This is a genomic window from Hypericibacter terrae, assembly GCF_008728855.1.
Lineage (GTDB): Bacteria > Pseudomonadota > Alphaproteobacteria > Dongiales > Dongiaceae > Hypericibacter > Hypericibacter terrae.
In genome coordinates, this window is record NZ_CP042906.1 from 4,880,636 (window position 1) to 4,894,426 (window position 13,791).

The 13,791-nt window shown below is 67.2% G+C and carries 13 protein-coding genes; 8 read left to right on the top strand and 5 right to left on the bottom strand.

Features of this window, described 5'->3' with window-relative positions:
* The first annotated feature begins 31 nt into the window (after nucleotides 1–31).
* The 4 genes from FRZ44_RS22300 to FRZ44_RS22315 all read left to right on the top strand — a co-directional run bounded on the left by FRZ44_RS22300 (nucleotide 32) and on the right by FRZ44_RS22315 (nucleotide 5,943).
* Nucleotides 32–1,456: a sulfotransferase gene (locus FRZ44_RS22300; RefSeq protein WP_151179246.1), complete on the top strand. Its 1,425-nt coding sequence runs from the start codon at nucleotides 32–34 to the stop codon at nucleotides 1,454–1,456.
* The gene (locus FRZ44_RS22305; RefSeq protein WP_151179247.1) at nucleotides 1,453–2,898 is read left to right on the top strand and encodes a sulfotransferase; all 1,446 of its coding nucleotides are present in this window, start codon (nucleotides 1,453–1,455) and stop codon (nucleotides 2,896–2,898) included. Before FRZ44_RS22300 ends, FRZ44_RS22305 begins: the two co-directional genes overlap by 4 nt.
* 76 nt (nucleotides 2,899–2,974) lie before the next feature.
* The gene (locus FRZ44_RS22310; protein ID WP_151179248.1) at nucleotides 2,975–4,402 is read left to right on the top strand and encodes a sulfotransferase domain-containing protein; all 1,428 of its coding nucleotides are present in this window, start codon (nucleotides 2,975–2,977) and stop codon (nucleotides 4,400–4,402) included.
* The gene (locus FRZ44_RS22315; RefSeq protein WP_191908250.1) at nucleotides 4,399–5,943 is read left to right on the top strand and encodes a sulfotransferase; all 1,545 of its coding nucleotides are present in this window, start codon (nucleotides 4,399–4,401) and stop codon (nucleotides 5,941–5,943) included. Before FRZ44_RS22310 ends, FRZ44_RS22315 begins: the two co-directional genes overlap by 4 nt.
* 65 nt (nucleotides 5,944–6,008) lie before the next feature.
* Here the strand turns inward: FRZ44_RS22315 and FRZ44_RS22320 are convergent, their stop codons facing one another.
* Nucleotides 6,009–6,476, bottom strand: coding sequence for a DUF1178 family protein (locus FRZ44_RS22320; protein ID WP_151179250.1), 468 nt, complete (start codon nucleotides 6,474–6,476; stop codon nucleotides 6,009–6,011).
* Between the two features lie 175 nt (nucleotides 6,477–6,651).
* Between FRZ44_RS22320 and FRZ44_RS22325 the strand changes: the two genes are divergently transcribed.
* From FRZ44_RS22325 to FRZ44_RS22335, 3 genes are all read left to right on the top strand, one after another.
* Nucleotides 6,652–8,112: an N-acyl-D-amino-acid deacylase family protein gene (locus tag FRZ44_RS22325; RefSeq protein WP_151179251.1), complete on the top strand. Its 1,461-nt coding sequence runs from the start codon at nucleotides 6,652–6,654 to the stop codon at nucleotides 8,110–8,112.
* Nucleotides 8,099–8,641: a class I SAM-dependent methyltransferase gene (locus tag FRZ44_RS22330; RefSeq protein ID WP_151179252.1), complete on the top strand. Its 543-nt coding sequence runs from the start codon at nucleotides 8,099–8,101 to the stop codon at nucleotides 8,639–8,641. Before FRZ44_RS22325 ends, FRZ44_RS22330 begins: the two co-directional genes overlap by 14 nt.
* 89 nt (nucleotides 8,642–8,730) lie before the next feature.
* Nucleotides 8,731–9,366 carry a peroxiredoxin gene (locus FRZ44_RS22335; RefSeq protein WP_151179253.1) on the top strand — a complete coding sequence of 212 codons (636 nt, stop codon included), beginning with the start codon at nucleotides 8,731–8,733 and terminating at the stop codon, nucleotides 9,364–9,366.
* A 93-nt stretch (nucleotides 9,367–9,459) separates the two neighbouring features.
* Here FRZ44_RS22335 and FRZ44_RS22340 read toward each other — a convergent pair whose 3' ends face one another.
* The 3 genes from FRZ44_RS22340 to FRZ44_RS22350 form a co-directional block, all read right to left on the bottom strand.
* Nucleotides 9,460–10,317: a carbon-nitrogen hydrolase family protein gene (locus FRZ44_RS22340; RefSeq protein ID WP_151179254.1), complete on the bottom strand. Its 858-nt coding sequence runs from the start codon at nucleotides 10,315–10,317 to the stop codon at nucleotides 9,460–9,462.
* Nucleotides 10,317–10,577, bottom strand: a complete 261-nt coding sequence (gene grxC / locus FRZ44_RS22345) for a glutaredoxin 3 (protein WP_151179255.1) — start codon at nucleotides 10,575–10,577, stop codon at nucleotides 10,317–10,319. The genes FRZ44_RS22340 and grxC overlap by 1 nt, the downstream gene beginning before the upstream one ends.
* 177 nt (nucleotides 10,578–10,754) lie before the next feature.
* Nucleotides 10,755–11,519 (bottom strand): ComF family protein, encoded by a 765-nt coding sequence (locus tag FRZ44_RS22350; protein WP_151179256.1) that lies wholly within the window; start codon nucleotides 11,517–11,519, stop codon nucleotides 10,755–10,757.
* A gap of 285 nt (nucleotides 11,520–11,804) precedes the next feature.
* Between FRZ44_RS22350 and FRZ44_RS22355 the strand changes: the two genes are divergently transcribed.
* Nucleotides 11,805–12,728, top strand: coding sequence for a methyltransferase domain-containing protein (locus FRZ44_RS22355; protein WP_225308396.1), 924 nt, complete (start codon nucleotides 11,805–11,807; stop codon nucleotides 12,726–12,728).
* Here the strand turns inward: FRZ44_RS22355 and FRZ44_RS22360 are convergent.
* On the bottom strand, nucleotides 12,692–13,747 hold the full coding sequence (locus FRZ44_RS22360; RefSeq protein ID WP_151179257.1) for a glycosyltransferase family 2 protein: 1,056 nt from the start codon (nucleotides 13,745–13,747) through the stop codon (nucleotides 12,692–12,694). The two genes, FRZ44_RS22355 and FRZ44_RS22360, sit on opposite strands and share 37 nt — an antisense overlap.
* Between the last annotated feature and the right edge of the window lie 44 nt (nucleotides 13,748–13,791).

Genomic DNA, 13,791 nt, shown 5'->3' on the forward strand with positions numbered 1-13,791 from the left:
CTTGCAGGCACCGAAACCGATAACGGCACGCATGCGCGCACCCATGGGCGTGATGGTGTTCGGGCTCGCGCGCAGCGGCACCACGCTGGTGTCGGACCTGCTGACCATCCCCGGCCGCTCGATCGTCATCAGCGAGCCCGAGGTCTACAAGCAATGGAGCCGCGCCACCGCGGCGCGGGTTCATCGCCTGGCGCGCCTGGTCGGCCTCGATATCCCCGAAGCCCCGCCGGAACCCGACGCCTATGGCGGCGACTACCAGCGCTATTTCGACGAGGTCATGCTGCCCGCCATGGGCAAGCTGCCGCTCTGGGGCATTAAGAATGTCGACTTCAGCGGCTGGCGCTTCCTGTTCAAGAACTACCCGCCGCAGCGGCTGATCCTGTGCGTGCGCGATCTGCGCGACACGGCGCTTTCGGGGCTCGACCGGATCTGCCGCCTCGGCATCACCTTTCGCGGCAGCGGCAGCGGGATCATGCGCGACGAAGCCTGGGTCCTGTCCGGGCTGGCCTACAGCGTGCATCAATTGATGGAGATGCAGAAGCGGCCCCACCTCCTGGTGCGCTACGAGGATCTGGCCTCCGATCCGGATGCCCGCAAACGCATCGCCGACTATGTCGGTCTCGACCGGCTGCAGGAGGAACGGCTCAACATCAAGGCGGCGGAGATGCGCCGCGCCTGGGAGATCGAGAAACATCAGGGCGGGATCGGAACGGCCTCGGTCGGGCGATTTGCCAGCGAGCCGCCGGGGCCCGCGAGAGCGCTGGCGGAACGCCTGTGGCGTCTCCTGCCGGAATATTCGCGAACCTTCGGCTATGAGGTTCCGCCGGCCGATCCGGCGCTATCGGATCACGATTTCGCGCTGCGGCGGCCCGCGGGCGCCGCTCCCATCGATTATCTCGACACCGAATCCTGGAGCTGGGACGGCCCCCACCAGTTCGAACCCAGCTTCGCCCAGCGGCGCGCGCGCATCGCCGTGGCCAAGGTCATTCCCGCAGGCGTCAAGGTGCTCGATCTCGGCACCGGCGCGCCCAGCCTCACCAGTCTCCTGCCCACCAAGGCCCCTCCCCTCCATGGCGACAGTGTCGCCCGCGCGCCGGGGTTCCTGGTCTCGGCCCTGCATCGCGGCGAGCTTCCACCGATCGGATCGGCGGATCTGATCGCGATCCTCGGCATGATGGAGCATGTCGAGGATCCCATGGCGCTGCTGACCCGGCTGGCCGGGACCGGCCGGCCGGTCGCGCTCAGCTATCACGCTGCCGACGACACCGGAACGCTCGACCGCCGCCAGTTCGGCTGGGTCAATCACCTGACCCGCGCTGAGCTCGAAGCCGCCTTCGCCGCCGCGGGTTTCCGCTGCAAGGCCCATTGGGCCTTCGACGGCCGCCAGAGCCTGTTCCATCTGACGCCACTCGCCGGCAGGAAATCGGCCGTTGCCGACAAGGCGCCCGCCCGATGACCTCGGCGACGGGGCCGACCGATGCGCCGACCGGCATGGCGATCGCGATCATGGGCCTGATGCGGACCGGATCGACATTGATCACGGACATGCTGAGCCAGCGCGGCCGCAGCCTGATCCTGAGCGAGCCGAACATCCTCGGCATGTGGAGCCCGAACACCGTCGAGCGCATTCATCAGCTCGCGATCAACAACGGTCTCGATCCGGGCCCGGAGCTGGCGACCCCGGAGCGTTGGCTGCGCTATCAGAATTATTTCGATGCGGTGCTGCTGCCCCAGCTCGCGAAGCTGCCGCTCTGGGGCGTGAAATATGTCGACCTGACCGACTGGCGACAGACCTTCGAGCGTTATCCGCCCCGCCGCATGATCCTGACCGTGCGCGATCTGCGCGATGTGGTGATCTCGGCGATCGATCGCATCGGCTATCTGAATCTCGCCTTCTATGGCCGGCGCTATATGCGCGACGAGGGCTGGGTGCTGACCAATATCGCCTACAATGTGCACGAGCTCATGATCTTGCGGCAGCGGCCCCATCTGCTGGCGCGCTACGAAGACGTCGTGCGGGATCCGGAACTGCGCCAGCGCATCGTCGATTATGCGGGTCTCGAAAGCATGGCGGGGACGCGGGAGAATCTCGCCGCCGGCGGCTTCAGCCGGCAGTGGGAATTGAAGAAGCATGGCGGCACCGTCACGGCCCAATCGGTCGGCCGCTATGCGAGCGAGCCGCCGGGCCCGGTCAAGGCGCTGGCGGAACGGACCTGGCGCCTGTTGCCCGAATATTCGGAGACCTTCGGCTTCGAGCTGCCGCCGCCGGAAAGCTGGATCCGCGGCCACGAGTTTCAGCGCCAGCCCGGCAGCGACACCAATCCGATCGACTATCCCAAGAGCGAAAGCGGCCTTTGGCCGGGCCCGACCCGGCTCGAGCCCAGCTTCCAGCTCCGCCATGCCCGCCTTGCTCTCGCCAAGCGGCTGCCGGAGGGTGCCATGGCCATCGACCTTGCCTGCGGTACGCCGGCGCTGTCGGCGATGCTGCCCAAGGGCCGGCGCCATATTCCGGTCGATATGGCCCAACGCGGCCAGCGCTACCGGGTGGCGCCCCTCCATGAAGGCAAGTTCCCCAAGGTTCCGGAGGCGACGATATTGCTGGCGCTCCATGTGCTGGAGTTCCTCGATGCCGATCTGCCGCGGCTGCTGCGCCGTCTCCGGCGCTATGATCTGCCCATCGTCGCGACCTATCATGCGACCGAGGATACCGAAGGAGTCGATCGCGCGGCCTTGGGCTGGATCAATCATCTGAGCCGCGAAGCCCTGCTCGCCGCCTTCCGGCGGGCCGGCTTCGCGGTCCAGGCCCGCTGGAACGCCGACGGGCCGCAAAGCTTTTTTCATCTCCGGCCGATATCTGTCGAGAAGCCGGAATCACCGCCGCCTCCGGGGGTCGATTGACAGGACCGGGGCGACTGTCGGAAGAGGGCGCGGGTCCCGCCTGGGGCGGACCGTCCCGAGTCGAGGCTTAAGGGGAATGGCGGAAAAGAAACGCAACATGGGCGTCGCCGTGATGGGGCCGATGCGCAGCGGTACCACGCTCGTCGCCGACCTTCTGACCGTGCGCGGCCGCTCGCTGGTGTTGAGCGAGCCCAACTTGCTGGGCGCTTGGCATCCGACCCTCGCCGGCGCGATCCATCGCCTGGTCACCGATTTCGGGATCGAGGTGCCGCCCCCGCCGACGGAGAAGCCGCCGACCCGCATCTTCAATTATTTCGACCGCGCCATCCTGCCCGAGCTGCAGGGGTTGGATTTCTGGGGCGTGAAATATGTCGACCTCTTCGGCTGGCAACAGCTCTTCCAGCGCTATCAGCCGCGCAAGCTGATTTTGTGCGTGCGCGATCTGCGCGAGGTCGCGATTTCTTCGATCGAACTCGCCGAACGGATGAAGCTGGGTTTTCCGGGCGGCGCCCATATGCGCGACGAGGCCTGGATCCTGACCCGCCTGGCGCACAGCGTGCACGAGCTCCTGGCGCTGCGCCGGCTGCCCCATTTCGTCCTGCGCTATGAAGACCTGGTCGAGGATCCGAAGGTCCGCGAGCGGCTGGCGGACTATGTCGGCCTCGATGAGCTCGGCACGGAACGGCTCAACCTGACGATCGAGCGCGATAGCCGGCATTCCTGGGAATCGCGCAAGCATGGCAGCGGCGTCACCAAGAAGGCCCTCGGCCGCTTCGAGCGCGAGCCACCGGGCCCGGTGCGCAATCTCGCCGAGCGGGTCTGGCGCCTGCTGGGCGAATATTCCGTCGCCTTCGATTATGAAGTGGCCGAGCCCAAGGCGCGGATCCAGGGCCATGATTTTTCGGCCCCCGCGCGGCCCGGCCACAACCCCGTCCCCTACATGAAGGGCGAGGAATGGAACTGGTGGGGGCCCAAGCAGCTCGAGCCCAGCTTCGCCCGCCGCCGCGCCCGCCATCTGGCCTCGATGAACATTCCCGAAGGCGCCGTCGTGCTCGATCTCGGCGGCGGCCTCAGCTCCATGATCACCGAGCTGCCCAAGGGCGGCCGGCTGATCCTCGCCGACGTGACGGAGCGCACGCCCCAGACCAAGGCCGCCGACCTGCTGCAGGGCAAGCTGCCGCCGAAGGGCGCCGCGACCTTCGTCCTGGCGCTCGAGATTCTGGAGCAGGTCGAGAATCCGGGGCGCTTCCTCAAGAACCTGCGCGGCTACGGGCTTCCGGTGCTGCTGAGCTATCACGCCACCGACGACACGGCCGATATCGATCGCGCGGCGCTCGACTGGCGCAGCCATCTGAGCCGCAGCCAGCTCCAGCGCGGCCTCGCCACCGTCGGCTTTCGCGTCACGGCAAGCTGGGCCTTCGATGGCCGGCAGAGCCTGCTGAAGCTGCGCCCCGTGCCAGTCCCGGCGCGCAAGGCGAGCGCCGCCACGGAGGGCGCGGCATGAGCGCCGAAAAGGGCATGCCCATCAGGGTGCCCAATCGCGGCACGCCGATGGGCGTGGCGGTGATGGGGCTGATGCGCACCGGCACCACGCTGGTCTGCGATCTCCTGACCCTGCGGGGCCGGTCGCTCGTCGTCAGCGAGCCCAATCTGCTGGCGCTGTGGGACGGACCGCTGCAGCTCAAGATGAACCGGCTCTATCGCGAGTTCGGCCTCGACGTGCCTTCCTTGCCGCCGCGCGAAGGCGAGTACCGGTCGAACATCGAATATTTCGACCAGACGATTCTGCCTCAGCTGAAATCGCTAGAGCTCTGGGGCGTGAAATGCGTCGATCTCTTCGGCTGGCAGCGGCTGCTGCGCATCTATCCGCCCAAGCGCCTGGTGCTCTGCGTGCGCGATCTGCGCGCGGTCACGATCTCGGCGCTCGAGCTGGTCAATCGCATGGGCCTGGTTTTCACCGATACGAAGCGCATGCGCGACGAAGCCTGGATCTTCTCGCGCATCGCCTACAGCGTGCAGGAGATGATGGCGATGCGCGCCGTGCCGCATATGGTGCTGCGCTACGAGGATCTCGTGGCGGAGCCCGCAGCGCGCGATCGCCTGGCCGCCTATTGCGGCCTCGACCGGCTGGGCGAGGAACGGCTCAATCTGGTGATCGAGCGCGAAACCCGCTCGGGCTGGGAGCTTGCCAAGCATGGCAAGGAGATCACCACCAAGGCGCTCGATCGCTATGACGAGGAGCCGGAGGGTCCGATGCGGACCATGGCCGACCGGATCTGGCGGATGTTCCCCGAATATTCGCTGGCCTTCGGCTACGAGGTGCCGGCCCCCCGGTTCCGCATCCGGCGCCATGATTTCTGCATCGGGCCGGATCCAGGCATCAACCCGATCAAGTTCAAGGAGACCGAGGTCTGGAACTGGCGCGGGCCCAAGCAGCTAGAGCCCGTCTTCGGCCGGCGCCGCGCGCGCACCATCGTGGCGCTCAACCTGAAGCCCGGCGCCGTGCTGCTCGATCTCGGTTGCGGCACCGCCGCCATGCGCAAGATGCTGGCGAAATCCTCGAGCCATCTGCCGGCCGACGTCGCCGTGCGCGCGCCGCTCTTCGTGGTCAGCGACATCTATCGCGGCGAGCTGCCGCCGGGTGGCGAGGCGACCCATGTCGCGGCCCTGGGCGTGCTCGAATATGTCGAGGATCTGCCGGGATTCCTGAACGGCCTGCGCGGCTACAACGTCCCGGTCTTCGTCAGCTATTACGCGACCGATGACACGCCCAAGGTCGACCGCGTCTCGCTCGGCTGGAAGAACGGCTACCGGCGCAATGAGCTGATGCGCATGTTCATCGCCGCCGGATTCATGCCGACGCCGAAATGGGCCTTCGACGGACAGCAGAGCCTGTTCCGCCTCATCCCCCGCCAGATCATGGCGCGCAAGCGCCGCCGCCCGCGCGCCAAGATCATCCTGCAGGGCGGACCGCGACCCGGCCCCGGCAAGAAACCCGCGCCGAAGCCGAAGGGAAAGTCGAAGAAAGAGCTGGAGCCGGTTTAGGGCGGGCGGAGGCTGGTTTATCTAATCCCCTCCACCGCTTCGCGGGGGAAGGAACAAACCGAGCGCTAACTATCCTGCCGCGGCACCCAGGGCACGCGGGCGAACTCGATGCCTTCCTCGTCCAGCGCCTCGGCTTCCTCGGCGCTGGTCTCGCCATAGATGCCGCGCGCCTCGGCCTCGCCGTAATGGATCTTGCGGGCCTCTTCCGCGAATCCCGGCCCGACATAGTCGCAATTGGCTTCGATTTGCCTGCGCATCTCGCGCAGCATCTGCACGGCCTTCATCTCCGCCTGCTGTACCGGCGGAACCGGGGCCGGCGACGGCACCGGCAGGTTCGCCGTGTCGAGCTTTTCGGATTTGCTGCGCGCGGCTTTGCCGATGCGCGGCGCCATCATGGCCTTCTCGATCCGACGATTGCCGCAAACCGGACAGACGAGCTTCCCGGCCTTGGTCTGGGTCTCGAAACCCTTACCGTCGCGAAACCACCCTTCGAAATGGTGGTCCTTTTGGCATCTGAGTTCGAACAGGATCATGCGTCTATCGATCGGTGGATTGGGCCGCAGGCTTTCAGGCTAGCGTAAAATGGGTTGCCAAGACGCTAGCGGCAAGGTCATCGCTCCGCAACCGGTTGATTTGCGGGCCGGATTGCAGGCGGGCGCGGGGTCGGACAGGATGGGCGGGCGAACCCCATGTCAAGGAGAGCGGGCGATGGCAGCAGCCGAGGCACCGGCGAGAGTGGATCTGGTCTTGCGCGGCGGCACGGTCATCGACGGCACCGGCAAGGCGCGCTATCGCGCCGATCTGGCGATCGACCAGGGCCGCATCACCGCCATCGGCGATCTTGGCCGCACGGCGGGGTCGGTCGAGAGGGATGCGACGGGTCGCATTGTCGCACCCGGGTTCATCGACGTTCACACCCATGACGACGGGCTCCTGCTGGTCCAACCCGACATGGCGCCCAAGGTGAGCCAGGGCGTCACCAGCGTGGTGATCGGCAACTGCGGCTTCAGCCTGGCGCCGCTCACCCCGCGGGCGACCCTGCCGCAGGAATTCCGACTGCTGGGCGATGACGAGATCTATCGCTATCCGACCATGGCGCGCTATTTCGAGGCCTTCGATCGGGCGCCGAGTGCCACCCATATCGCGGCGCTGGTCGGCCACTCGACGCTGCGCATGGGAGCGATGACCGATCTCGAGCGGGCGGCGACGCCGGCGGAATGCGCGCAGATGAGCCGGGTACTCGACGAATGCCTCGGCGCCGGCGCCATCGGCTTCTCGACCGGCCTGGAATATCCGACGAACGCCGCCGCCAGCACGGACGAGATCGTGGCCGTCGCCGAAACCCTGTCGGCGCATCGCGGCCTCTATGTCACCCACACCCGCGACTATGTCGACGATATCGACGGCGCCATGGAAGAGGCCTTCGAGATCGGACGGCGCGTGAAGGCCGCGGTCGTGCTGTCGCATCACCAGGGCGACGGCAAGAAGAACCATGGCCATGCGGCGCGCACGCTGGCGCGCTACGACCGCGCGGCCGCCCGGCAACCGGTCGGCCTCGACGTCTATCCTTATATCGCCGGCTCGACCACGATCATGCCCGATTTCGTCGCCGACGCCGAACGCGTGCTCATCACCTGGTCGGATGCGATGCCGCAGGCCGGCGGGCGCGACCTCGACGATATCGCGCGCGAGATGCAGGTCGACCGCCAGGAGGCGGCGCTGCGCCTGCTGCCGGGGGGCGCCATCTACTTCGTCCTCGACGAGGGCGACGTCAGGCGCATCCTGGCGCACCCGAACGCAATGATCGGATCCGATGGGCTGCCCTTCGGCCGCAAGGTGCATCCCCGACTGTGGGGCACCTTCCCGCGCGTGCTTGGCCATTATGCGCGCGAGGTCGGGCTCTTCACGCTCGAGGAAGCGGTGCGCAAGATGACGAGCCTCTCGGCCGAGCGGTTCGGCCTCGCGGGTCGCGGCCGGATCGAGGTGGGATTTGCCGCCGACCTGGTGATCTTCGATGCCGGCAACATCATCGACCGCGCCACCTACGAGGATCCGACCCGGCCTGCCGCCGGCATCGATGCCGTGCTGGTCGCGGGCGAAGCGGTCTGGGAGCAGGGCCGATCGACGGGAGCGCGCCCCGGCCGCGTACTGCGTCATGGCCGCGCCTGACGCGAGCGAGCCGGCCTCGCCCTGGGTCCAGCGGTTCGCGGCGCTGGTTCCGCCGGGGCCGATTCTCGATCTCGCCTGCGGCAAGGGCCGCCACAGCCGCTACTTCCTCAAGGCGGGGCGCGCCGTGACCGGTGTCGATATCGATCTCGCCGGCGTGGCCGACTTGCTGTCCCATCCGGATTTCGAAGCGATCGCCGCCGATCTGGAGAACGGCGCGCCCTGGCCCCTGGGCGAGCGACGCTTCGCCGGTGTGGTGGTGACCAACTATCTTCACCGCCCGCTCTTCCCGTCGCTCCTCGACGCGGTCGCGACCGGCGGCCTGCTGATCTACGAGACCTTCGCCGCCGGCAATGAGCGGTTCGGCCGGCCGCGCAATCCCGAGTTTCTGTTGCGGCCGGGCGAGCTGCTGGACCTCACCCGTGGCCGATTCCGCGTTCTCGCTTATGAGGATATGGAACAGGCGATGCCTTACCCGGCCTGTTTTCAACGGCTTGCCGCCGTACATTTGCTGTCATCGGACGCGGCATAAGCTCTGGCCCCCGGCAAAACCCCGCCTATAATCCCCGCCGGAACGCGTCGGCACGAGGCCCACGAAGAAAAACAGAGGAGACTCGAGACATGGCAGTTCAACTTGGCGATATCGCCCCCGACTTCGTTCAGGAATCGACCGAAGGCACGATCAAGTTCCATGACTGGATCGGCGACAAATGGGCGGTGTTGTTTTCGCACCCGAAGGACTTCACCCCGGTCTGCACCACCGAGCTGGGCGCCGTGGCGAAGCTCAAGCCGGAATTCGACAAGCGCAATGTGAAGGTGATCGGCCTCAGCGTCGATCCCGTCACCGACCATCGCAAATGGGCGCAGGACATCCAGGACACGCAGGGTGCGGCGCTCAACTTCCCCCTGCTCGGCGATGCCGACAGGAAGGTGTCGAACCTCTATGGCATGATCCATCCCAATGCCAACGACACGCTGACGGTGCGCTCGGTGTTCGTGATCGGGCCCGACAAGAAGGTGAAGCTGACCATCACCTATCCGGCCAGCACGGGTCGCAATTTCGACGAGATCCTGCGGGTGATCGATTCCCTGCAGCTCACGGCGAACCACAAGGTTGCCACCCCGGTGAACTGGAAGGACGGCCAGGACTGCATCATCGTCCCCTCGCTCTCGGACGAGGACGCCAAGAAGCTGTTCCCGAAGGGCTGGAAGACGCTGAAGCCCTACTTGCGCGTCACGCCGCAGCCCAATCGGTAAGCCGATCCGGGCGAGTTCGGAATCTTCGTATGAAAAACGGCGGCGCCCGCGAGGGCAGCCGCCGTTTCCTTTGAAGCCTAATGAGATCCCGCGCTATTCGCCGGCGGCGCGCAAGACCGTAGCCGGCGCGGGACCGCTGAAGTCGCGGTCATGGCGCAGCGCCGGAATCATGCCGCGCGCCTCCTCGACTTTGGCCGGATCGATCACGGCCGTCACGACGCCGGGTTCGGTCCCGCCATCGGCCAGCAGCTCGCCCCAGGGCGAGACGATCAGGGAATGGCCGAAGGTCCTGCGGCCCTCCGCATGCTCGCCGCATTGGGCGGGGGCGAAGACGAAGGCGCCGGTCTCGATCGCGCGCGCCCGCAGCAGCACATGCCAATGGGCCTCGCCCGTCGGCCGCGTGAAGGCCGCCGGCACGGTGATGAAGCTGGCGCCGCCCTTTGCGAGGGCGCGATAGAGATAGGGGAAGCGCAGGTCGTAGCAGATGGTGAGGCCCAGCCGGCCCCAGGGCAGATCGGCGACGACCGCCTCGCGACCCGGCCGGAAGGTCGCGGATTCGCGATAGCTCTCGCCGGCTTTGAGATCGACATCGAACATATGGATCTTGTCGTAGCGCGCGGCGACGCGACCCTTCGGATCGAACAGGAAGGATCGGTTGGCGCAGCTCGTATCATCGAGCTTGATGGCGATCGAGCCCAGCAGCAGCCAGGCGGCGGTCTCTTTCGCGAGCTCGGCGAAGGCCGGCAGCAGCGGATGTTCGGCCTCGGGCTTGGCCTTCTGCAGCAGCGCCGGCTTGTTCGGCTCCATCATGCCGGTGTCCTCCGGCGTGAGGATGAAGTCGGCCCCTTGGGCTTTCGCTTGCCGGACGAGATCGCGCGACATGCGGATGTTCGGCTCGGCGTCCCGCGCCGCCGTCATCTGCACAAGGCCGACCTTGAAGGGAACCGCCATCAGGCGGCGCTCACCAGCGGCATCAGGCCGCCCTTCTTATCGAGCGCATAGAGATCGTCGCAGCCGCCGATATGGCGCTCGCCGACGAAAATCTGCGGCACCGTGCGCCGCCCTTGAGAGCGCCGCACCATTTCCTCGCGCTTGATGTGGTCGGCACCGACATCGATCTCGGTGAAAGCGATGCCGCGATCCGCCAGCAGCTTCTTGGCGCGGTGGCAATAGCCGCAGAACTGTGACGTGTAGACCTCGACTTTGGGCATGTCGTCCTCGTCATAGGGCCCGCCTTACCAACCCGACCGGCCGACCCAAGGGCCTCGATAAGAAGGTGGCATGACCACCCCTATTTGTCATCTAGAGGGCTTAAGGAATGCTCACGCACGCAAGATTTCATAATGGTTAGAATAAGTTCCGCTTGGCATGGCTGCCCTGGCGCGGGCTCATACCGGCCGGACGACGCGGGCCAGGGTCAGGAGATCGACCGAATCCGCCCCTCCCGCCAGGAGGGCCCGGGCACAGGCGCCGGCCGTAGCCCCGGTGGTCAGCACATCGTCGATCAGGAGCACGCGGCGGCCTTCGAGCCGGGCCCGGTGGCGCTCCGTCACCATGAAGGCCCCGGCCACATTTTCGCGCCGCTGGGTGGCGCCCATCCGCCCTTGCGACGGCGTCGCGCGCTTGCGGGTCAGGAGGTCGGCGCAATGCGGCTTGCCCGAGGCGCGCGCCACATGGCTCGCAAGCAAGGCCGCCTGGTTGTAGCGGCGGCGGAACAGGCGCCAGCGATGCAGCGGCACGGGTGCGACCAGATCGGCGTCCCGCAGCAGCTCGGCCCCGGCATTGGCGAGCCATCGCCCCAGCGCCGGCGCCGCGTCGGTGCGGTCGGCATGTTTGAAGGCGATGATGAGGCCGCGGCTGGCATCGTCATAGCGCAGCACCGCGCGCGCGCGCGCATAGGCCGGACGCTCGCGCAGACAAGCGCCGCAGAGCGTTTCGCCCTCCGTCTCGCCCTGGCCATAGTCGAACGGATAGCCGCAGCAACTGCAGCAGGGCGGTCCCAGCACCGTCATCCGCGCCCAGCAGCCGGCGCAGAGCGCACCCGCGGTGCCGACCGAGGCGCCGCAGACGAGGCAGCGCGGCGGCAGTAAGGCATCGAGCGCGGATCGGCCCAGCGCGATGGTACGCGTGGCCCAAGGAGCGACTTCCACCATGGCGCGAACTTTCGAGCGACACCGCGCGCCTGTCAATTGGTCCGTCAACAGACGATCACTCCCTAACTATCTTCACCTCCCCCCTTGAGGGGGAGGCTGGGGTGGGGGGGTGGAAGCCGGTCTCCCTGTTGATAAACCTGCTTCGACAGTCGTCTCGTCTCAACAGTAACAAGACGTCGCGCTCACGACCTTCATCGCGCTCTTCGATCACCCCCCACCCTAACCTCCCCCTCAAGGGGGGAGGGGATAAGAGAAGGAACCTTTCCCGGAACGGCGGGCCGCGCCATGATCGCCGGCATCATGGATCCGACGCTCGCCCCCTTCGACCGGCGCCGCCTGCGCCTGCATCGCGACCGCGCGGCCCCGGGTTGGGCCCAGCATGATTTCCTGTTCGAGGATGTGGCCGGGCGGCTGGCCGAGCGGGTGAGCGATTTCGCCCGCCGGTTCGAGCTGGCGCTCGATCTGGGCTGCCATGGCGGCGAGCTGGGCCGGGCGCTGGCGCCGACGGGCAAGGTCGACCGGCTGGTGCAGAGCGATCTTTCGACGGCGATGCTGCGGCGGGCGGCACCCGATGGCGGGCTGGCCCTGGTGGCCGACGAGGAGTTCCTGCCCTTTGCGGCCGAAAGCCTCGATCTGGTGATGAGCAATCTGTCGCTGCATTGGGTCAACGACCTGCCGGGCGCGCTGCTGCAGATCCGCCACGCGCTGAAGCCGGACGGCCTGTTCCTGGCGGCAATGTTCGGGGCGGGAACCCTGATCGAGCTGCGCGATGCGCTGGCCGAGGCGGAACTCGAGATCCGTGGCGGCGCCAGCCCGCGCGTGGCGCCCCTGCCCGAGCTGCGCGATGCGGCGGGTCTGCTGCAGCGCGCGGGCTTCGCGCTTCCGGTTGCCGATCATGAGATCATCACCGTCACCTATGCCGATCCCTTCCGCCTGCTGGCGGATCTGCGCGGCATGGGCGAAGCCTCGGCGCTGGTTTCAGTCGGTGCCCTCTCCCGGCCCAGCCTGCTGCGCGCGGCCGAGCTCTATGCCGGGCGTCATGCCGACGCCGAGGGCCGGATCAAGGCAACCTTTCGGATCCTGTTTCTCGCCGGCTGGGCGCCGCACGAATCGCAGCAGAAGGCGCTGCGCCCGGGAAGCGCCAAGGCGCGGCTTGCGGAAGCGCTGGGAACTCAGGAACGTCCCTTGAAGAGCACGGGCGAAGATTGAGGGGCGGGCTCGTCCCACACGACCCGCGGGCCGGTCTCGTTGGCCGCCTGCGGCAGATCCTCCGACAGCCCGTAGCAGCGCCGCACGATATAGAGCGGGCGCGCTTTGACCTCCTCGAAGATGCGGCCGATATAGCTGCCGAGCACGCCCAGCGACAGCAGTTGCATGCCGCCGAGGAAGGTGATCGAGACGACGATGGTCTCGAAGCCCGGCACATCGATGCCCCAGAAGATCGCGCGCACCACGCGCCAGGCGCCATAGAGCAGGCTGAGGCCGGCGACCGCGGCGCCGATCCAGCTCCATATCCGCAAGGGCAGGGTCGAGAATGCGGTGAAGGCATCCATCGCGAAACCGATCAGCCGCGACAGCCGCCAATGGCTCTGGCCCCGCATGCGCGCGTCTTCGCGATAGACGAGGCCGGTCTGGCGGAATCCGACCCAGCTATAGATCCCTTTGAGGAAGCGGGTGCGCTCGGGCAATTGCCGGATCGCCGCGATGACATGGCGGTCCATCAGCCTGAAGTCGCCCGCCTCCGCCGGCAGCTTGGTCCGCGAGGCCAGCGAGAACAGGCGGTAGAAGAGATGGCGCAGGAGCCGATGAAGACCCCGCACGTCGCGCGCTTCGCGCACCATATAGACGACGTCGTTGCCTTCCTGCCAGGCCGCGATCATGGCGCCCATCATCTCGGGCGGATGCTGGCCGTCGCCGTCCATGACCACCACGGCGTCGGCATCGGCATGATCGAGCCCGGCGGTCAGCGCATATTCCTTGCCGAAGTTGCGCGAAAGGTCGATCACCGCGATGCGCGGCTCGAGGCGGCGCGCCTGCAGCAGCACCGCCAGCGTGTCGTCGCCGCTGCCGTCATTGACGCAGATCACGCGCCAGCCGGGCGCGACGGCGCCGCTGCGCTCGACCACGGCCAGGGCATCGCGCAGCCGATCGAGAAAGGCCGCCGCCCCGGGCCCTTCATTGAAGAAGGGCACCACCACCGCCAAATTGATAGGATCGCTTTTGCTCATCGGCCCGCCCGCATGGCTTTGCCATCACCGTTGAGCAGATCGTG

Bases quoted from the DNA above. Each gene is read 5' to 3' on its own strand.
- FRZ44_RS22300 (WP_151179246.1), top strand. From the start codon at position 32: ATGCGCGCACCCATGGGCGTGATGGTGTTCGGGCTCGCGCGCAGCGGC.
- FRZ44_RS22305 (WP_151179247.1), top strand. From the start codon at position 1,453: ATGACCTCGGCGACGGGGCCGACCGATGCGCCGACCGGCATGGCGATC.
- FRZ44_RS22310 (WP_151179248.1), top strand. From the start codon at position 2,975: ATGGCGGAAAAGAAACGCAACATGGGCGTCGCCGTGATGGGGCCGATG.
- FRZ44_RS22315 (WP_191908250.1), top strand. From the start codon at position 4,399: ATGAGCGCCGAAAAGGGCATGCCCATCAGGGTGCCCAATCGCGGCACG.
- FRZ44_RS22320 (WP_151179250.1), bottom strand. From the start codon at position 6,476: ATGATCCTGTTCGAACTCAGATGCCAAAAGGACCACCATTTCGAAGGG.
- FRZ44_RS22325 (WP_151179251.1), top strand. From the start codon at position 6,652: ATGGCAGCAGCCGAGGCACCGGCGAGAGTGGATCTGGTCTTGCGCGGC.
- FRZ44_RS22330 (WP_151179252.1), top strand. From the start codon at position 8,099: ATGGCCGCGCCTGACGCGAGCGAGCCGGCCTCGCCCTGGGTCCAGCGG.
- FRZ44_RS22335 (WP_151179253.1), top strand. From the start codon at position 8,731: ATGGCAGTTCAACTTGGCGATATCGCCCCCGACTTCGTTCAGGAATCG.
- FRZ44_RS22340 (WP_151179254.1), bottom strand. From the start codon at position 10,317: ATGGCGGTTCCCTTCAAGGTCGGCCTTGTGCAGATGACGGCGGCGCGG.
- grxC (WP_151179255.1), bottom strand. From the start codon at position 10,577: ATGCCCAAAGTCGAGGTCTACACGTCACAGTTCTGCGGCTATTGCCAC.
- FRZ44_RS22350 (WP_151179256.1), bottom strand. From the start codon at position 11,519: ATGGTGGAAGTCGCTCCTTGGGCCACGCGTACCATCGCGCTGGGCCGA.
- FRZ44_RS22355 (WP_225308396.1), top strand. From the start codon at position 11,805: ATGATCGCCGGCATCATGGATCCGACGCTCGCCCCCTTCGACCGGCGC.
- FRZ44_RS22360 (WP_151179257.1), bottom strand. From the start codon at position 13,747: ATGAGCAAAAGCGATCCTATCAATTTGGCGGTGGTGGTGCCCTTCTTC.